Source organism: Mesorhizobium caraganae (assembly GCF_016836705.1).
Classification (GTDB): Bacteria; Pseudomonadota; Alphaproteobacteria; order Rhizobiales; family Rhizobiaceae; genus Mesorhizobium; species Mesorhizobium caraganae.
Genome location: NZ_JAFCGY010000018.1, coordinates 1 through 19568, shown reverse-complemented (window position 1 = coordinate 19568; position 19568 = coordinate 1). Strand labels below are relative to the sequence as shown.

The following is a 19568-nucleotide window of genomic DNA, read 5'->3' as shown; positions in this document are numbered from 1 at the left end:
GTTGCGGCAGCCCGGAGAGGGGGGATAGGCTGCCGCAGTTGTCCGGGATAGGCGGGGGACGGGCCTTGCTCCGGACTCGGCGAAAACTGCCGATGACATGTATTTGTGTCTTCGAACGTGGCGTTTCAAGGGCACGAAAATTACACTTTTGTAACATGGTTGTGAGCGGCCGAGGTCCATAACGAGGCATTCACAGGCAGCCTCTGTCAGGATGGCGCCGCAACGCCTGTTGGAAGCGTGCCTTTGCCATGGACCGCGCCGCCCTGCCGCGCTATCCCTGCCGGCATGAAAAAAGGCGATCATCTCTTCCTTATCGACGGCTCCGGCTACATTTTTCGTGCCTATCACGCACTGCCACCGCTGACCCGCAAATCCGACGGCCTGCCGGTCGGCGCCGTTTCCGGCTTCTGCAACATGTTGTGGAAGCTGATGCAGGACGCCCGCAACACCGATGTAGGCATTGTGCCGACGCATTTCGCGGTCATTTTCGATTATTCGTCGAAAACCTTCCGCAACGAGCTCTACCCGGAGTACAAGGCCAACCGCAACGCGCCGCCTGAAGACCTGATCCCGCAATTCGGCCTGATCCGCCAGGCTACCATCGCCTTCAACCTGCCCTGCATCGAGATGGAAGGGTTCGAGGCCGACGACCTAATCGCCACCTATTGCAAGCTTGCCTGCGAGGCCGGCGGCGACACCACCATCATCTCCTCGGACAAGGATTTGATGCAGCTGGTCGGCCCCACGGTAGGCATGTACGACCCGATGAAGGACCGCCAGATCGGCATCCCCGAAGTCATCGAGAAATGGGGCGTGCCGCCGGAAAAGATGATCGACCTGCAGGCGCTCACCGGCGACTCCGTCGACAACGTGCCAGGCGTGCCCGGTATCGGGCCGAAGACGGCGGCGCACCTTCTGGAGCAGTTCGGCGACCTCGACGGGCTGCTCGCCCGTGCCAGCGAGATCAAGCAGGACAAAAGGCGGGAATCCATCATCGCCAATGCCGACAAGGCGCGCATTTCGCGTCAGCTGGTGACGCTGAAGAACGACGTGCCGGTGACCGACGGGCTCGACGATTTCGTGCTGCATGCGCCGGATGGGCCGAAGCTGATCGGCTTCCTCAAGACTATGGAATTCACCTCGCTGACCCGCCGCGTGGCCGAAGCGACCAGCACCGAAGCCGGCGATGTCCAGGCCGTCGCTGTAACCGTCGAACGCGCCGACACCGCGCATGGCCCCGATGTCGGGTCCGGCGCACCAGCAGTTGCTCGGGGCGGCGGAGCCAACGAAGCAGCACAAGCTGAAGCCAAGGCCGATACCGCCAAGGCTGGCGATACCCCTTCCTTGCTTTCAGCACTTCGTCTCGAAGCGGCATCCGCCGCCAGGATCGACCCGGCCGCCTATGTCGCGATCCGCGACACGGCAATGCTCAAGACATGGCTGGCCCAGGCCAAGGAGACCGGCATCGTCGCTTTCGACACCGAGACCACGTCGTCGGACCCGATGCTGGCCGATCTCATCGGTTTCTCGCTGGCGGTTGGCCCCGGCCGCGCCGCCTATGTGCCGCTCGCCCACAGAACCGGCGCAGGCGACCTGCTCGGCGGCGGCGCGCTGGAGAACCAGATTCCGGTCCACGAGGCGCTGGCGCTGCTGAAGCCGCTGCTTGAGGACAAATCGGTGCTCAAGATAGCCCAGGACGCCAAATACGACATCGTCGTGATGAGCCGTCACGGCATCGACATCGCGCCCTTCGACGACACCATGCTGATCTCCTATGTGCTCGACGCCGGCACCGGCCACCACACTTTGTCGTCGCTTGCCGACAAGTGGCTTGGCCATGCGACGACCCCGCTCAAGGATCTCGCCGGTTCCGGCAGAAGCTCCGTCGGTTTCGAGCAGGTCGATATCGACAGGGCGACCGCCTACGCCGCAGGCCATGCCGACGTGGCGTTGCGGCTGTGGCAGGTGTTGAAGCCGCGGCTGGCCGCCAAGGGCCTGGTCTCGGTCTATGAGCGGCTGGAGCGGCCGCTGGTGCCGGTTCTGGCCCGGATGGAGCAGCGCGGCATCTCGGTCGACCGCCAGATCCTGTCGCGGCTCTCCGGCGAGCTGGCGCAAGGCGCGGCGCGGCTGGAAGAGGAAATCTACGGACTTATCGGCGAACGCATCAACATCGGTTCGCCAAAGCAGCTCGGCGACATCCTGTTCGGCCGCATGGGCCTGCCCGGCGGCTCCAAGACCAAGACCGGACAATGGTCGACCTCCGCGCAGCTTCTGGAAGACCTTGCCGCCGAAGGCCACGAACTGCCGCGCAAGATCGTCGACTGGCGCCAGCTGACCAAGCTGAAATCGACCTACACCGACGCGCTGCCCGGCTTCATCCATCCCGACACCAGACGCGTCCACACCTCCTATGCGCTGGCGGCGACGACGACGGGCCGGCTGTCTTCGTCCGATCCCAATCTGCAGAACATCCCGGTGCGCACCGCCGAAGGACGCAAGATCCGGACCGCCTTCATCGCCGACAAGGGCCAGAAACTGGTCTCGGCCGACTACAGCCAGATTGAATTGCGCGTGCTCGCCCATGTCGCCGAGATCCCGCAGCTGACGCAAGCCTTCGCCGACGGCGTCGACATCCACGCCGTCACCGCCTCGGAAATGTTTTCCGTTCCGGTCGAAGGCATGCCTTCAGAAGTGCGCCGCCGCGCCAAGGCGATCAATTTCGGCATCATCTACGGCATTTCGGCCTTTGGGCTGGCCAACCAGCTGTCGATCCCGCGTGAGGAAGCCGGCGCCTACATCAAGAAGTATTTCGAGCGCTTCCCGGGCATCCGCGACTATATCGAGGCGACCAAGGCCTATGCGCGCGAACATGGTTTCGTCGAAACCATCTTCGGCCGCCGCATCCACTATCCGGAGATCAGATCGTCAAACCCGTCGATCCGCGCCTTCAACGAGCGCGCCTCGATCAACGCCAGGCTGCAAGGCACCGCGGCCGACATCATCCGCCGTGCTATGGTGCATATGGACGAAGCGCTGGAGAAGGCCGGCCTCTCCGCCCGCATGCTCTTACAGGTGCATGACGAACTGATCTTCGAGACGGTGGAAGCGGAAGTCGAAGCGACGATCCCCGTGGTGCGCCGCGTGATGGAAAACGCGCCGATGCCGGCAATCTCGATGTCGGTGCCGCTGCACGTTGATGCTCGGGCGGCGAACAACTGGGACGAGGCGCATTGACGTTCGGCCGCTTCGTCATCCTAGGGCGAAGCAAGGAGCGAAGCGACGCGGCGCAGACCCTAGGATCCATGCCGTGACGCCTGAGCGTCGAGGCTGTGGAGATTTGTTCTGCACCGCTGCAATCGTCGGAAATGTAACGGAATGGATCCTAGGGTCTCCGTTCCGCTTCGCGTTCACTCCGCCCTAGGATTACGAAGCGAAGGTCTTAAGCAGCCTCAGCCCTACACTTCGCACACGTCCCACGAAATTCGATCACCGCCTTCTTGGCGGCGAACCCCGTCGAGCGCACCCACTCATCCAGCTGGTGGTCGACATCATGGTCCGACATCTCCGTCACCTGCCCGCAGGTGTCGCAGATGGCAAAAGCGGTCATCGAGTGGCTGTGGTCATGCGGCTCGGCGCAGGCGACGAAGGAGTTGAGGCTTTCGAGCCTGTGCACGAAGCCTGACTTCACCAGGCTGTCGAGCGCGCGGTAGACCTGCAGCGGCGCGCGGAAACCGCGCTCGCGCAACTGGTCGAGCAGCGTATAGGCGCTGAGCGGTCCGCTGGCGGCCTCGAGCTTCTCGAGCACGCTCAGTTGATTCTTCGTCAGCACATCCCTTGCCGCCATGATCCTGTTTCCGATCTTTCCGCACCGCCTGCACGGCATTTCTGTCATGCGGCGGTCTCAATTCCCTTGAGATAGCGATGAACCGGGCTTTTTGCCACTGTTTCCGTTGTCGCCATCGACACGTGGACCGCCACCGCCGGTTGACGGCACTAACCACATTCAAAATACTGACAAAATTCTCAACGAGGGGTAGCGCACTTGGAAATTCGATCGGGCTTGGGGAAGCGATCATGATCAAATTGACACGACGGACGCTGCTCGTCGGCACGTCGGCGCTTGTGGCCGCCGGTACGGTTTCGTTCCGCACCCTCGCCGCCTCGCGCACCTATCATGCGCTGCTGGTTGCCTGCACCGACTATCCCAACCTGCCGCAGAAGAACTGGCTGATCGGACCCAAGAACGATGCAGGGCTGGTCCGCGACTATCTCCTGAAGAACACGCCCGATCCGGTGAAATTCTCGGCCGCGAACGTCACCTTGCTCGCCAAGGATGTCGAAGGCGCCAACGGTCCGCCGACCCATGCGGCGATCAAGGCCGCCCTTGCCGATCTCGCCGGCAAGGTGCAACGCGACGACTTCGTCTATCTGCACCTTTCCGGCCACGGCGCCCAGCAGCCGCAGGCCAGGGCCGGTGACGAGACCGACGGGCTCGACGAGATTTTCCTGCCCTCCGACATCGACAAATGGATCAACCGCGAGGAAGGCGTGCCGAACGCGCTGGTCGACAATGAGGTCGGCGCGGCACTCGACGCCATCCGCGACAAGGGCGCCTTTGTCTGGGTCGTGTTCGATTGCTGCCATTCCGGCACTGCAACGCGTGCCGCGGAAGTTGATGACGAACTGGAGCGCAAGGTCGAATTCGCTGATCTGGTCGGCGGCGACGATGCGGCGAAAGCGGCGGCAGTAAGGGCCTATGACGACATCTCGGTCAGCGCATCGCGCGGTTTCGACGAGAACGGCGCCCGCAAGCCGGCCTTCAACCTGACGCCGACCGGCGCCGAGCCGATCGCCAGGGGCAAGCTGGTTGCCTTCTATGCCGCGCAGACGGTCGAAACGACGCCGGAAATGCCGCTGCCCAAGGGTACGCCCGACGCGCCGCGCTTTGGCCTGTTCACCTTCACCATCCTGTCGAAGCTGGCCGAGAACCCCAACGTCACCTATCGCCAGCTCGGCCAGGCCGTGCTGCAGCAATATTCGGCCGACGGCCGCACAAGGCCGACGCCCTTGTTCGAGGGCGAACTCGACGCCCGCGTGTTCGGCACCGACAAGACCGACGCCGTCATGCAATGGCCGATTGCCGTCAAGGACGGCGATGTTGCGATCGGCGCAGGGCTGCTGCAGGGTCTCACCCCCGGCAGCAAGCTCGCCATCCTGCCTTCGGCGCTGTCGAAGCTTTCCGACGCGGTCGGCTACCTCGAAGTGCAATCGGCGAGGAACCTGGAAAGCAACCTCAAGCCGGTCGAGTTCGACGGCAAGCCGGCGCTCGCGGCAACAGCGGTACCCGCCGGCGCCTATGCACGCGTTGCCGAACTTGCCGTCGACTACAAGCTGCTGGTGGCAAAGCCGGCGCCGACCGCAGGGCTCGAAAAGGAAACCGAGCTGGTCAATTCGGTTCTCGATGAACTGGCGGCGAAGCCGAATTCCGGCTTCCACATCGCGCTGGTCGAACCCGGCAAGAGTGCCGATCTGCGACTGGCGGTGCTGCGCGAAAAGTCCATCGCCGGCGCCGCCGCAGATGCGACCGACGAGCCGGCGCTATGGTTCCTGCCGGCGTCCGGCGACATCAGCCTGAAGGACGGCAGCAAGCCGCCGCGCATCGTCATCCATCAGGATGGGCGCGACAAACTCGCGGAAAACACCGCCAAGAACCTGACCACGATCTTCCGCGCCACCGGCCTGTCGCGGCTCGCCGCTGCTTCCGACTACCGGCCGGACGAAGTCAGCGTCCAGTTCCTGATCAAGCGCCAGGACAGCGGCGCGATGGAGCCGATCGAATCGTCGACCGTGCCGCGCGTTTCGCCGGGCGACCAGGTGCACATTGCGGCCAGGAACGAGTCCGACGAGTTCGTCGACATCAACGTGCTCTATATCGGCAGCGACTATTCGATCACTCACATCGTCTCCGAGCGGCTGGCGCCGATCAACCAGCAGGCAGACCAGGGCCTCAAGGAAGGGCTGCTCGCCTTCACCGACACCAGCTTCGGCATGGAGCGGATGATTGCCGTGCTGACCGAGGCGCCGCCGCAGAGCGAAAAAGAGGATCTGAGTTTCCTTGCCCAGGAAGGCGTCCGTGCCGTGACGCGGGCTGCCTCGGGGACGCCGGGCTTCTCAGACATGCTCGCAGACATCGGCATGGCGCCGGCGACGCGCTCGGTGATGCGGCTTGCCGACAAGAGCGGACCAAAGGGCGCGGTGATGATCTTCCCGATGGAGACGGTGCCGCGCGCCTGAGCTGCAACGGACCGACATCCTTTGTCGGCTCTTGCGCCAAGGCCGTGATATATGAACATTTCCCGGTTCGAAGCGCCTCGATGTGCCGAAGCGGAACGCAACAGATGAGGACATCAGTGACTATCCCCGTGCTTTCCTGGCGTGCAGCGATCACCGGCCTTGCCGCCGGCTTGTTGCTGGTTGCCAGTGCCTCGGCGGACGAAACCTGCGGCTTGTGCGTCAAGCAGGTCGTCACCAATTCCGAGCTCGCCACCTGCTTTCTCGACCAGTATGACCAGATCGCCAAGACCGGCGGCACGGCCGTCGTCGTCGATCTCTCCAGCTGCGCCTCGCGCGGCGTGGTCGAGCCCTTGCCGTCACCCAACAAGGCGGCTGTCGAACCGGACGTGCAGTTCATGATTTCGCGCACGCAGCTCGATTGCCTGAAAAAGAAACTGGAGGCGCCCGGCATCGTGCTCGATCCCTCCGCCACCATCCAACTGGACAGCTGCGGATGAAAAAGCCGGGGGGCACTGCAACACAAAAACGGCCGGCCCTGCCGGTGCCGGCATCGAACAAGAAGCCGGAGACCTTGCCGGAAACCACCGAAGGTTTTCCGTGGCCGAGCAGCCACGAGATCAAGAAGGAATCCAACCCGTTCACCGACCGCGACTGGCGCATGCTGGCCTATGCCTGGTCGGGCCTCGCCGTGCGGCTGGCTATCATCTTCACCCTCGCCTTCTCGGTCTTCCAGTTTCTGGCAAACCAGGAACAGAAGCGTGTCGAACAGACGATGTCGCTGGTCGAGCTCTGGGAAAGCAAGGATTTTCAGCAGGCACAACGCGCGCTCAAGGAGCGGCTGGCGGCGCTCAACGCCAAATATGACAATCTGATCAGCGCCACGCCGTCGCCGACCGAGGAACAGGTGTTCCGGCAACGCATCGGCATCGAGGCAATGACGGCCGGGGGCGGCACCATGCCGATCGCCGATTTCAACGACAATTTCGACCGCATCGTCTATTTCCTCAACCGTCTCTCCATCTGTGTCGAGGGAAAGCTCTGCTCGCGCGATGTTGCCGACGCCTATTTCCGCGACTATGCGGTGTCGTTCTGGAGCTACTTTGCCGGCTACATAGAAAAGGAACGCAAGACCGGTTCCGCGAACTATGCCCAGGCGATCGAGAACTATGTGCGCCACGGCTCGCCTCCCGCTGACTCCAAATAGCGGCGCAACGAAGGTGCCGGGCAGCTCTTATCGTCGACCGCGCGTGCCGAAGACCTCGATTTCCATCTCGATCTCAACACCGGCGGTCACAGTGCGAGGGTGACCGACCTTGCCTTCACGCCGGACGGCTGGTCTCGTCGTCGGACGACAAGACCATCCGCATCTGGGACTGGCAGAGGCGGGTGACGCTGCGCACCATTCGCGGCTATCTCGGCAACGGCAATGCCCCACCTTGATCGGCCATAGCGGAAAAGCATGTCAGTGCGGCCAGCATGGATGCAGCCGCCATCGCCCTGACCCCGAAGATCATTCCTGCCCGCGCCATCGTTCCCAACCCCTTGGATCGCCTGGCGTAAGCGCCGCCGCAAAACTGTGCAAGGGAGCGATTTCGATACAAAAAACCGGCGACGGAAGGTCCCGTCGCCGGTTTGGTATTGCCGGTTCTCGCCGCTGTTTGCCGGCGAAAGATCGGGCCTTATTTGTACAGGCTGTTGATCCACTGCACGTTGGCGGCGTTCAGGCGCACGGCGGTGTTGGCATTCGGGCTTTCAGCCACGTTTACGCCGGTGACGACGCGCTGCTTGGCGCCATTGTCATAGGCGTAGACCGAGCTGCCGCTCGACCCCGGATAGGTGTCGCAGTCGTACTGGAAATACTCCACGCCGATGTTTTCGGCGTGCACCTCGCAGGTCGCCTTCCACATCGTGCCCATCGGCTTGTCACCGGGATAGCCGATGATGTTGGCGGTGAAATCGCCGAGATCCTCATAGTTGGCATAACCCAGCCAGCCGAGATTGGTGCCGATATCCTGCTTCAGCGTGATGATGCCGAGGTCCCACGGAATGACCGAGCCGTAGTAGCCCTGATAATTGTCGATGAAGCCCTGCAGGATATAGACGCTCTCATAGCTGAAAGCGCCGAACGGCGCATCGTCTGCAGTGTTGCCGTTGAGCGACGGCACGAAGATGACGTCGTCGAGCCAGGCCTTGTCTTCATTGCTGTAGAGGCAATGCGCGGCAGTGAGCACCGTGCGCGGACCGATCAAGGTCCCGGAGCAGCTGCCATAACCGCTCTTGGCTTTGCCTTCGATATAGCCGATCGCGGTGAACGGGTAGGTCTTGGTGTTCTTGATCTGCTCGCGGTCGTCTGCCCCGAACACCTGGCGGCCGGCTTCGTCGCCGCCCGTCAGCCCCGTCTTGTCGGCATTCGGTGCGTTGGCCGGCGCATTCAGTTCCTTGATGACAAGGTCCTTCAGCGCCTCGCCGGCATCGATCTTGATGTCCTTGCCATCCGCGGAACGGCCGACGATGCCATAGGATTTGACCGCCGTTGCCTCGTCGGTCAGCGGCGCTGCCCGGCTGGCTTCGTCTTCGGTCAGCTTCGGCGGCGCGATCGGTTTTGCCCGGCCAGGCTGGTAGTCGCCCGTCCCGACATCGCGCATGCTTTCGCCGTTGCCGGTATTCGCGGAGCCGGGATCGGCGGCGAAGGCGGGCATCGCCCACAGTGCGGTGGATAGCAATGCGGACGCAATGATAGTGCTTGTCAGTTTTGTCATGGTGAGACTCTCCCAAAAGTCAGCAAGGAGTGGATCAAAATACAGAAATATTGTCGAGATCGTGGTGGCATTAAAAAATCAGTTTGGTTACCCGCCCGTGTCGGATCATCATTCCGAACGGCCTCGTTAAAGTCCTCCGCCAAACGCATCCGCGTCGATATACTGCCTAAAATAATCCAACATTGGCAATGACAAATCGCTTCCACGTAGCCCGTGGGGGGCTATAGGGTTTGGGTGGGCTCTGCCCGGCGGGGCACGATTAGCAAAAGTGGTGTTTCGGTTTTATGACCGCTCGCGCGCCGTTCGATATGGCGCAAGGTGGAGCGGCGTACCGGTTCGCCCAGGCTGATTTTGCGCTAGCTTGGCATCGCCCGCCAATTTTCATCTCAGGAGGTTTCAAGGTGAACATTTTCCATCGGTTCAGGCCGCTCGCCGCTGCATCGCTGTTGGGCATCGCGGCTGCTTTTCCCGCCGTCAACGCGCTGCATGCGGCAGACGCCGCCGTCAGGCCGGAAGCGGCGGTCTCGCCGATGCGACGCGTCGCCGAAGCCCGGGACAAAGCCAAGGCCGAGAACCCCGACGGCGCCGACCGCGTCTATGGCGGCAAGGAAGCCGACAAGGGCGCCTATCCATTCCAGGTCGCGCTGCTGACCACCGCCCGGCTGGATCCCAGCCCGGCCTCACAGCCGAATGCGCAATTCTGCGGCGGCAGCCTGATCGCGCCGCAATGGGTGCTGACGGCGGCGCACTGCCTCAACGACAAGGGCCGGCCGATTTCGCCCGAGACGGTGACCGTGCTAACCGGCGCCACCTATCTCACCGAAGGCAAGCGCTACAAGGTGGTCGAGGTCATCGTCAACGAGAACTACAGCGAACAGACACTGGACAATGATCTCGGCCTGCTCCGGCTGGCCGAGCCGGCTGACGCACCGGTCATCAAGATCACCAATGAGCCGACGCCTGACAGCGGCAAGACCACTGTGATCGGCTGGGGCAAGATGCAGGACGGCACCTTCCCGACCGCGCTGATGGTCGCCGATCTCGATCTCGAGCCGAGCGCTGCCTGCAACAGCGGCATCAAGTCGATCTATGCACGCGACCTCAAGGCGGCGCTCAGCGACCTCTCGCACCGCATGCGTTATTCGGAAAAGGGCATCGATGCCGCTGCCAATGCGATTGCCGCCGACATGTCGGATCCGCTGACCAACAACATGATCTGCGCCGGCACCGACAGCGGCGAACGCGACGCCTGCAACGGCGACAGCGGTGGGCCGCTGTTCATGACCGGCGCCGACGGTCCGGTCCAGGTCGGCGTCGTCAGCTGGGGCGAAGGTCCGTCCGACGGAACCGCCGCCTGCGGCCACAAGAACGCCTACGGCATCTACACGCGGCTGGCCAACTACACCGGCTGGATCGAAGCCAAGATGAAGACCCCCGCTCCGGCCGCCGGGGCAGCGCCCAAGGCTGGTCTCGGCACCGCCAAGAAGCCCTGAGGCAAGAACGGTTCATCGTTTCATGAAAACGCAAACGGCGGGATCCTCCCGCCGTTTTCATTCGTATCGTTTGCCGGCTGTGCTTACTTCCTCGGCGGGCCTTTGCGCTCTGCCGAAGCCGCCCACAGATTGATGTCGGACTCGCGCGCGTAAGTGTCGATCTCGGCGAGCTCGCCGTCGCTGAACTCGAGCACCTTGAGCGCACCGACGCAGTCCTCGACCTGTTCCGGCCGGCTGGCGCCGATCAGAGCCGAGGTCACCCGGCCCTTGCGCAGCACCCAGGCCAGCGCCATCTGCGCCAGCGTCTGGCCACGCTTGCCGGCGATCGCGTTCAGCGCCTTGATGTTGGCGATGGTCTTGTCGTTGATGAAGGCGGGACGCAGCGACTTGCCTTGGGCAGCGCGGCTGCCCTCGGGGATGCCGCCGAGATATTTGTCGGTCAGCATGCCTTGCGCCAGCGGCGAGAACACGATCGAGCCGACGCCGAGCCCTTCCAGCGTATCGAGCAGCCCGTCCTCTTCGACCCATCGGTTGAGCATTGAGTAGCTCGGCTGATGGATGATGCAGGGCGTGCCGAGCTGCTTCAAGATGTCGGCCGCCTCGCGCGTGCGCTGCGAATTGTAGGACGAGATGCCGGCATAGAGCGCCTTGCCCGAACGCACCGCATGGTCGAGCGCGCCCATCGTTTCTTCCAGCGGCGTATCCGGATCGAAGCGGTGCGAGTAGAAGATGTCGACATAGTCGAGCCCCATCCGCTTCAGGCTCTGGTCGAGGCTGGCCAGCACATATTTGCGGCTGCCCCATTCACCGTAAGGACCGGCCCACATCTCGTAGCCGGCCTTGGTCGAGATGATCAGCTCGTCGCGATAGCCGGCGAAATCGGTGCGCAATATGTCGCCGAAGGCGATCTCGGCCGAGCCGGGCGGCGGGCCGTAATTGTTGGCGAGATCGAAATGGGTGATGCCGAGATCGAAGGCCTTGCGCGCAATCGCCTGCTTGGTCTTGTGCGGCGTGTCGTTGCCGAAATTGTGCCACAGGCCGAGCGAGATCGCCGGCAGCTTCAGGCCGGATCGCCCGCACCTGTTATAGACCATTTTCTCATAGCGGTTTTCAGCCGGCTGCCAGCGCATGGGTACATATCCTGGATTGAATGGGTGTCGGCGCGAGCGCGCCGACACCCTTCTACCTCATTTCTTCTTCGCCAACAGCCCTTTTGCGTCCTTGACGCCGAGTGCAGCCGGCCGCTCGCAGGTCGTCTGCATGGCGACGAACTTGCCGGTCTCGCCCGACCGCAACAGCCCGGTCATGACGTCGACCGCATGCAGTGCCAGTTCCATCGAGCAGCGGTGCGGCCGGCCCTCGGCGATTGCCAGCGCCATGTCGGCAAGGCCTGCGGTGCGGTAATTGGCCATCATGCCCTGCCCGTGCATTTCGTTCGGCACGCCGAACGGATGCTTCCATTTCGGCAGTTTCTTCATCGGCTTGGCAGCCTCGGTGATGCGCACGTCGCCGCCGAAGAAATTCGGATCCGGCACATACACCGTACCGGCCTCGCCATAGAGTTCCATCGGCGCATGACCGTGGGCCCAAACGTCCCAACTGGTGTTGAGCGTGATCACCGCGCCATTCTCGAACTCGAGCAGACCATGGATGGTCGTCGGCGTGTTGACCGGGATTCTTTCTCCCGCACGCGGCTTTGAGCTGATGGTGCGTTCCTTGGCAGGGGTCGTCGCAACGGCCGCCACCTGCTTCACCGGCCCGATCAACTGGATCAGGTTGGTGATGTAATACGGTCCGATGTCGAGCACCGGACCCGCACCCGGCTGGAAGAAGAAATCCGGATTGGGGTGCCAGTGCTCCATGCCGTGACCCATGACGTGGCAGGTGCCGCTGGTGATCCTGCCCAGCGTGCCATTGTCGATGAGGTTGCGCACCAGCTGGTGCGCGCCGCCGAGGAAAGTGTCCGGGGCCGAGCCGATGCGCAGACCCTTCTTCTCGGCGCGGCTCTTCAGATCGAGCCCTTCCTTGATCGACAGCACGAACGGCTTTTCCGAATAGACATGCTTGCCGGCGTCGAGGATCTGCTTGGACACGTCGTAGTGCACGGCGGGGATGGTCAGGTTGACGATGATGTCGATCTCGTCGTCCTTGAGCAGTTCGTCGACAGTCTCGGCGCGCAGCTTGAACTCTTTCGCCCGTGCCTTCGCCGCGTCCATGTTGATGTCGGCGCAAGCGCGCATCTCGATGCCGCGAAACAGCGGCGCCAGCGAGAAATACGCCTTCGAGATGTTGCCGCAGCCGATGACGCCGATACCCAGTTTCTTTGCCATAATGATTGTTCCTAGTAAGCCTTGACGGAAGCGAGCGAGCGGCTGGCGAAGCGCTCGATATCGTTGGGGTTGTCCTGTTCCATGACGTAATATTTGGCCGCGCTCTTGGCGCGCAGTGTCTTGATCAGGCCGGCCCAGTCAATGGTGCCGTGGCCGACATCGGCCCAACCATCCTCATCAAGCCCTTCGCCTGCTTTGGCCATGTCCTTGACATGAACGGCGCTGATGCGCTTGCCGTGCTTTTCGATCCACGGCAACGGATCGACGCCACCACGGATCACCCAGGCGACGTCCATCTCCCAGCCGATGTCAGGCGCGGCCGACAGGATATGGTCCTGCGGCACCGAGCCGTCGGCGAGCTTCTTGAACTCGAAATCGTGGTTGTGCCAGGCAAAGCCGTAGCCGGCCTTTTTTGCCGTTTCGCCGACCTTGGCCAGACGCTCGCCAAAGCCGCGCCAGCCGGCAGCATCGGCCGGCCGCTGTTCGGCCACGAGATAAGGACAGATGACCAGCGTGATGCCGAGCGCGTCGGCCGTTTTGCGCACGCCGTCGAAGTCGTTCTCCAGCGCATCGATCGAGAAATGCCCGGTCGGCATCGCAAGCCCGTTCTTGTCGAGTTCGGCGCGGAACGCCTTGGGGTCGTCATAGACCCCGCCAAAGCCTTCGACTTCCTTGTAACCGACCTTGCCCAGCATTTTGAGGATGCCGTCCCAGGGCAGGAAATTGCGGGCGCTGTAGAGTTGGAATGACCAGTTCATCGTCTTTATCCGTTTCTTGGGTGGTGGGTCTTGGGGGATCGTTCTTGAGGGGATGTGATTGGAATGATTTTTAGAAATTACAGCCGATTGCCGGTCGCCGCGTCGAACAGCGAGGCGCGCGCCGGATCGAAACCGAATTGGACCGGATCGCCGCTGCGCAGCGTCCGTTCCGCCTCGACGCGGAACGAAAGGTTGCGGCCGCCGAGCTTGGTCCACACCAGAGTGTCGGAACCCATCGGCTCGACGATCTCGACGGAACCGCTGGCGGAAAACGGCATCGACTTCGCCGCGTCACCGAAGGCGATGTGTTCGGGCCGGATGCCGAGCACGCAAGCGCCGGTGGGGCGCTCCGTACCGTCAAAGGCATAGCGCTCAAGCGGCACCGAAACACCGTCCGTCTTGAACGTCGGACCGGCCTCCAGTTCCCCTTCGAGGAAATTCATCGCCGGCGAGCCGAGAAAGCCGGCGACAAAGCGGTTGACCGGCCGGTTGTAGATCGTCTGCGGCGCGTCGAGCTGCTGGATGACGCCGCCTTTCATCACCGCAATGCGGTCGGCCAGCGTCATTGCCTCGATCTGGTCGTGGGTGACGTAGATCATGGTGTTCTGCAGATTGCGGTGCAGAAGCTTGATCTCGACCCGCAGCTCGGCGCGCAGCTTGGCGTCTAGATTGGACAGCGGCTCGTCGAACAGGAAGACGTCGACGTCGCGCACCAGCGCCCGCCCGATCGCCACGCGCTGGCGCTGGCCGCCGGACAATGCCGCCGGCTTGCGCTGCAGCAGCGGCTCGATCTGCAGGATTTCTGCGGCGCGGGCGATGCGCTTGGCGATCTCGTCTTTGGGCACGCCGGCAACGCGCAGGCCGAAGGACAGGTTCTTCTCCACCGTCATTTGCGGGTAGAGCGCGTAGGACTGGAACACCATGCCGATGCCGCGGTCCTTGGGCTCTTCCCAGGTGACGTTTTTGCCCTTGATGAAGATGCGGCCTTCGGAGATGTCGAGCAGGCCGGCGATGCAGTTGAGCAATGTCGACTTGCCGCAGCCCGAGGGACCGAGCAGTACGATGAACTCGCCCTCGGCGACATCGAGGTTGAGCGTCTGCAGCACCGACACAGAGCCGAAATTCAGCGACAGGTCCTGGATCGAAACGCTGGTGCCGTTGGCTGCCGTCATCGCCATCACCCTTTCACCGCGCCGGCGGCGATGCCGCGCACGAAAAGCTTGCCGGAAATGAAGTAGACGATGAGTGGCACAAGGCCGGTCAGGATGGTTGCGGCCATGTTGACGTTGTACTCCTTCACGCCTTGCACCGAATTGACGATGTTGTTGAGCTGCACCGTCATCGGATAGGTGTCGGGGCGGGTGTAGACGACGCCGAACAGGAAGTCGTTCCAGATGCCGGTGACCTGCAGGATGATGGCGACGACGAAGATCGGCAGCGACATCGGCGCCATGATGCGCAGGAAGATGCCCCAGAAGCCGGCGCCGTCGACGCGCGCCGCGCGGAACAGCTCTTCCGGCATCGAGGCGAAATAATTGCGGAACAACAGCGTCAGGATCGGCATGCCGAAGATCGAGTGCACGATCACCAGCCCGCTCAGGCTGCCATAGAGGCCGATCTCGCGCAGGATGATGACGATCGGATAGATCATCACCTGATAGGGGATGAAGGCGCCGACGATCAGGATGACGAAGAACGTGTCGGCGCCCTTGAAGCGCCAGTTGGCGAGCGCGTAGCCGTTGACCGAGGCAATCGCGATCGACAGCAGCACCGACGGGACGGTGATGCGCACCGAATTCCAGAAGCCGCGCGAAAGCCCGTCGCAATTGAGGCCGGTGCAGGCTGTCGCCCACGCCTTGACCCACGGCTCGAAGGTGATTTCGAGCGGCGGCGCAAAGATGTTGCCGAGCCGGATCTCGGGCATGCCCTTGAGCGAAGTGACAACCATCACGTAGAGCGGCAGCAGATAGTAGACCGCCATCACGATCAGCGTGCCATAGAGGAAGATGTTGCGGCGCGAGAAGACATGCCTCGGCTTTGGTCCGCTCGGCCCCAAGGCTTCGCGCCCGACGGCACCCGCGCCGGCGGGCAAGGAGACGGCCTGGTCAGCCACGCTTCCGGCCTCCAAATTCGAGATAGGCCCACGGCACGACGACGATCACCACCGAGAGCAGCATCATGGTCGAGGCGGCAAAGCCCTGACCGAGATTCTGGGCGAAGAACATGTAGTCATAGACATATTTGGCCGGCACTTCGGAGGCGATGCCCGGACCGCCGCTGGTCTGGGCGACAACGAGGTCGTAGACCTTGACGATGCCGGAAGCGATGATGACCAGCGTGGTGATGAAGACCGGCCGCATCATCGGAATGACGATGAACAGATAGGTCTTCCACATCGGGATCCCGTCGACTCGCGCCGCCTTCCAGATGTCCTCGTCAATGCCGCGCAGGCCGGCCAGCATCAGGCACATGATGAGCCCAGTGCCTTGCCACAGCGCGGCGATCGAAATGCCGTAGATGACGATGCTGGAGTTATAGAGCGGGTCGAAGCTGAAGCTCGTCCAGCCGAGATCCCGCACCACATGCTGGATGCCGAAATCCGGATTGAGCAGCCACTGCCAGACCAGGCCGGTGACGATGAAGGAAAGCGCGAACGGATAGAGGAAGATGGTGCGGAACGTGTCCTCGAAGCGGATCTTCTGGTCGAGCAGTGCCGCAAGCAGGAAGCCGATGACCAGCGAGAACACCAGCGAGATCGCGCCGTAGATCAGAAGGTTCTCGATCGAGATCAGCCAGCGCGGCGTCGCCCACAGCCGGTAATACTGATCGAGCCCAACGAAATTCAGCCGCGGCAACAGCTTCGAATTGGTGAAGGAATAGAGCACGGTCCACAACGTGCCGCCAACGAAGACCACCGACGCTGTGAGGATCATCGGGATCGAGGCGACCTTCGCATTGAGGTTGCGGAACAGCGGGTTGGGGCGTTCGCTCTTGCTCATCTCGTCAGCCGGCTGGGTAAGGGCGGTGCGGTCCCGGCCCTGCTTGTGGCAAGGCCGGGAGCGAGGGGGATTGTCTCCAACGTCAGTCTGCCGCCGCGATGAGGTCGGCGAAGCGCTTCTGCGCGTCTTCGACGGTCAGGTCCGGCTTAGCGAAGAATTCGGCGAAGAGGTCCTCCTTCTGCCTCTGGGTGTCCTGCGACATCAACTGGTCCGTCCACGGGATAACGTTGCCCTTGGCGAGGATGGCGAGGCCCTTCTTCATGCAGTCGTTGGCGGCGTTCAAGTCGACATCGCCGCGTACCGGCAGCGAGCCCTTCTTAAGGTTGAAGGCGACCTGCGTCTTGGGGTCGAGCAGTGTTTCGGCCAGCACTTCCTGCGCCTTGGACTTGTCGGCATCCTTGAGCAGCGGGAAGTAGAAAGCGTCGCCGCCGGTGGCGATGACTTCGTTCAGGCCGAGGCCCGGCAGGCAGGTGTAGTCCTTGCCGGCGACCTTGCCGGCAACCTGGAATTCGCCTTGCGCCCAGTCGCCCATGATCTGGCCGCCGGCCTTGCCGGTGATGACCAGATTGGTTGCCTGGTTCCAGTCCTGCACATTGGTGTTCTTGGCCATCTTGCGGGCATCGTCGGCGGCCTTGAAGACCTTGGCGATCTCGGGGCCGGCGGCGAATTTGGCGTCCTTGTCCTTGTAGACCTTGAGGAATGCGTCGGTGCCGCCCACGGCCGCCAGCAGCACGTCGAACGCGCCGGAGGATTGCCAGGACTGTCCGCCGACGGCGAGCGGGATGATGCCGGCTTTTTCCAGCGCCGGTGCGGCGGCGACGAATTCATTCCAGTCCTTCGGCAGCGGCACGCCGGCCTTCTCGAAGGCCTCGTTCGACAGCCATAGCCACTGCCAGGAATGGATGTTGACCGGCACGCAATAGATCTTTCCATCGATGGTACAGCTGTCGAGTAGGCTCTTCGGCCGCACGACTTCCGTCCACTTGCCCTTGGTGGCGATATCGGTGAGGTCGCGCATCAGGCCGGCCTGCACCAGCTCTTCCGCCTGCCGGCCGTGATTGAACTGGGTGGCGCCCATCGGATCGCCGCCGGTGATGCGACTGATCATGATCGGTCGGGCCGTGCCACCGGACCCGGCGATGGCGCCGTCGACCCAGTGATTGCCGGTAGCATCGAAGGCCTTGGCGAATTCCGCAACCGCTGCCGCTTCGCCGCCCGACGTCCACCAATGGGTGACTTCCAGGTCGGTCGCGGCTGCCGGGCCGGCAAACTGCAGAGCGGCCGTCGCGGCAAAAGCAGCGGTCAAAAGTTTATAGCGCATTTCGGTTCCTCCCAGAATCTGAAACGTTACAGATTTTCGATACGGCAATTGTGCGGTGCGCGCAACCCCCTCGGAGAAAAGCGGTTCAATATTTTTCGAGGCGCGAACAAATTCCTTGCGTGCAAGCCGGCAAACTCCGTGCAAAAGCGGTTGTTGCGCCGCGAATTCATGCTGCAGTGCAAGAAATCCACTTCGAGCCTCGTTTCTCGCGCGACTTGGTCCGGGCCTGAAATCCCGGCCAGAACCATGAATTAAGCGGCGTGCGGTGGCAAGATTGGCAATCTGTAACGTTTCAGTATACTGACGCTCAGCGGGTGAACTGCCGTGCCACATCGTCATGGAGGCGATTGTCGGCAGAGCCGGCGGCTGCTATGCGCCTGACGGGGCGGGACGAATGGACAGGGACCAGACGGACAAGGACGACGACGCGTCGGCGCATGAGCGCCCGACGTTGAAGACGCTTGCCTTCATGACCGGGCTCGGCGTCACCACCGTCTCGCGTGCGTTGAAGGATGCGCCCGAGATCGGCGCCGAGACCAGGCGGCGCGTCCAGCTCGTCGCCAGGCAGATCGGCTACCGGCCAAACCGTGCCGGCGTGCGCCTGCGGACCGGCAAGACCAATGTCATCAGCCTCGTGCTCAACACCGAGCGCGAGATCATGAGCTTTGTCTCGGACATCATCTACGGTGTCTCGGAGGTCATTGCCGACACGCCCTATCACCTGATCGTCACGCCCTATTCGCGCTCGCAGGATCCGCTGGATCCGGTGAAGTATCTGGTCGAGACGGGATCGGCCGACGGCGTCATCATTTCGCGCACGCAGCCCAATGACCCACGCGCCCGCTACATGCTGGAGCGCGGCATTCCCTTTGCCACGCATGGCCGCACCGATATGGGGCTCGTCCACCCCTATCATGACTTCGACAACTACGCCTTCGCCGCCGAGGCGGTGCGCCATCTAGCCGGCATCGGCCGGCGCCGGCTGGCGCTGGTGACACCGCCTGTGGGGCTCACCTATTACGGCCACACGGTGAACGGCTTTGTCGATGCGCTGGGCGAGGTCGACGCCAGCGAAGTGCCGTTCAACACCGTTTCAATCGACCAGTCGATCGATCAGATCAGGACGCGGACCGCGCAGCTGATGCGCCGCGAGGTCAGGCCAGATGGGTTCGTCAGCAGCGCCGCCGCGGCAACGCTAGCCATCGTCGCCGGTATCGAGGATGCCGGCCTGAAACTCGGCCGCGACGTCGATGTGGTTTCGAAACAGTCCTCGGAACTGCTGCATTTGTTCCGCCGGGAGTTGCTGATCGTCAACGAAGACTTCCGCCTGGCGGGCACCGAGCTTGCCCGCGCCGTGCTGGGCTGGATAGGCGGCGCGGCACCCGGGTCTTTGCAGACCGTGGTCAAGCCGGGCGACGTGGTCGCTTATCGAGGCTGACTGGCGCTACCTGAGAGGCAGGTCAGGCCGAGTCGAAAATGACTGATACCGAGAACCGGAGCGGAGCGTACTTTTTGTACGTGTTGGGGTGGACGGCCCCCGACGGCATCGTGATGTGCCAGAATGAGGTCGTTGCAGATCTCATCAAGGGAGACCGTCCGTGGATAAACTTATTC

At 62.7% G+C, this 19568-nt stretch carries 15 protein-coding genes; 6 read left to right on the top strand and 9 right to left on the bottom strand.

Annotation, left to right across the window (positions count from 1 at the left end):
- Positions 1–285 precede the first annotated feature (285 nt).
- The gene (gene polA, locus JQK88_RS24325) at positions 286–3234 is read left to right on the top strand and encodes a DNA polymerase I (RefSeq protein WP_203279678.1); all 2949 of its coding nucleotides are present in this window, start codon (positions 286–288) and stop codon (positions 3232–3234) included.
- A 205-nt stretch (positions 3235–3439) separates the two neighbouring features.
- Here polA and JQK88_RS24320 read toward each other — a convergent pair whose 3' ends face one another.
- The gene (locus tag JQK88_RS24320) at positions 3440–3844 is read right to left on the bottom strand and encodes a Fur family transcriptional regulator (protein WP_203279677.1); all 405 of its coding nucleotides are present in this window, start codon (positions 3842–3844) and stop codon (positions 3440–3442) included.
- Positions 3845–4074: 230 nt separating this feature from the next.
- On the opposite strand from JQK88_RS24320, the gene JQK88_RS24315 reads away from it, so the two are divergent.
- The 3 genes from JQK88_RS24315 to JQK88_RS24305 all read left to right on the top strand — a co-directional run bounded on the left by JQK88_RS24315 (position 4075) and on the right by JQK88_RS24305 (position 7498).
- Complete coding sequence (locus JQK88_RS24315) at positions 4075–6294, top strand: caspase family protein (protein WP_203279676.1); 2220 nt, start codon at positions 4075–4077, stop codon at positions 6292–6294.
- Between the two features lie 104 nt (positions 6295–6398).
- A complete protein-coding gene (locus JQK88_RS24310; protein ID WP_192259193.1) occupies positions 6399–6791 on the top strand; it encodes a hypothetical protein in 393 nt (130 codons plus the stop codon).
- Positions 6788–7498, top strand: coding sequence for a DUF4760 domain-containing protein (locus JQK88_RS24305; RefSeq protein WP_203279675.1), 711 nt, complete (start codon positions 6788–6790; stop codon positions 7496–7498). Before JQK88_RS24310 ends, JQK88_RS24305 begins: the two co-directional genes overlap by 4 nt.
- A 475-nt stretch (positions 7499–7973) precedes the next feature.
- Here JQK88_RS24305 and JQK88_RS24300 read toward each other — a convergent pair whose 3' ends face one another.
- Positions 7974–9053: a trypsin-like serine peptidase gene (locus tag JQK88_RS24300; RefSeq protein ID WP_203279674.1), complete on the bottom strand. Its 1080-nt coding sequence runs from the start codon at positions 9051–9053 to the stop codon at positions 7974–7976.
- 401 nt (positions 9054–9454) lie between these two features.
- On the opposite strand from JQK88_RS24300, the gene JQK88_RS24295 reads away from it, so the two are divergent.
- On the top strand, positions 9455–10546 hold the full coding sequence (locus JQK88_RS24295) for a S1 family serine peptidase (protein WP_203279673.1): 1092 nt from the start codon (positions 9455–9457) through the stop codon (positions 10544–10546).
- Between the two features lie 83 nt (positions 10547–10629).
- On the opposite strand, the gene mgrA is transcribed toward JQK88_RS24295, so the two are convergent.
- From mgrA to JQK88_RS24260, 7 genes are all read right to left on the bottom strand, one after another.
- Positions 10630–11676, bottom strand: a complete 1047-nt coding sequence (mgrA, locus tag JQK88_RS24290; RefSeq protein ID WP_203279672.1) for an L-glyceraldehyde 3-phosphate reductase — start codon at positions 11674–11676, stop codon at positions 10630–10632.
- Between the two features lie 57 nt (positions 11677–11733).
- Positions 11734–12876 (bottom strand): Gfo/Idh/MocA family protein, encoded by a 1143-nt coding sequence (locus tag JQK88_RS24285; RefSeq protein ID WP_203279671.1) that lies wholly within the window; start codon positions 12874–12876, stop codon positions 11734–11736.
- Positions 12877–12887: 11 nt separating this feature from the next.
- Positions 12888–13634, bottom strand: coding sequence for a sugar phosphate isomerase/epimerase family protein (locus JQK88_RS24280; RefSeq protein ID WP_192259199.1), 747 nt, complete (start codon positions 13632–13634; stop codon positions 12888–12890).
- Positions 13635–13711: 77 nt separating this feature from the next.
- The gene (locus JQK88_RS24275) at positions 13712–14806 is read right to left on the bottom strand and encodes an ABC transporter ATP-binding protein (protein WP_203279670.1); all 1095 of its coding nucleotides are present in this window, start codon (positions 14804–14806) and stop codon (positions 13712–13714) included.
- 5 nt (positions 14807–14811) lie between these two features.
- A complete protein-coding gene (locus JQK88_RS24270) occupies positions 14812–15747 on the bottom strand; it encodes a carbohydrate ABC transporter permease (protein WP_192259201.1) in 936 nt (311 codons plus the stop codon).
- Positions 15740–16633, bottom strand: a complete 894-nt coding sequence (locus tag JQK88_RS24265) for a carbohydrate ABC transporter permease (RefSeq protein ID WP_203279669.1) — start codon at positions 16631–16633, stop codon at positions 15740–15742. The genes JQK88_RS24270 and JQK88_RS24265 overlap by 8 nt, the downstream gene beginning before the upstream one ends.
- 82 nt (positions 16634–16715) lie before the next feature.
- The gene (locus tag JQK88_RS24260; RefSeq protein WP_203279668.1) at positions 16716–17954 is read right to left on the bottom strand and encodes an ABC transporter substrate-binding protein; all 1239 of its coding nucleotides are present in this window, start codon (positions 17952–17954) and stop codon (positions 16716–16718) included.
- Positions 17955–18348: 394 nt separating this feature from the next.
- On the opposite strand from JQK88_RS24260, the gene JQK88_RS24255 reads away from it, so the two are divergent.
- Positions 18349–19392 carry a LacI family transcriptional regulator gene (locus JQK88_RS24255; RefSeq protein WP_203279667.1) on the top strand — a complete coding sequence of 348 codons (1044 nt, stop codon included), beginning with the start codon at positions 18349–18351 and terminating at the stop codon, positions 19390–19392.
- The last annotated feature ends 176 nt before the right edge of the window (positions 19393–19568 follow it).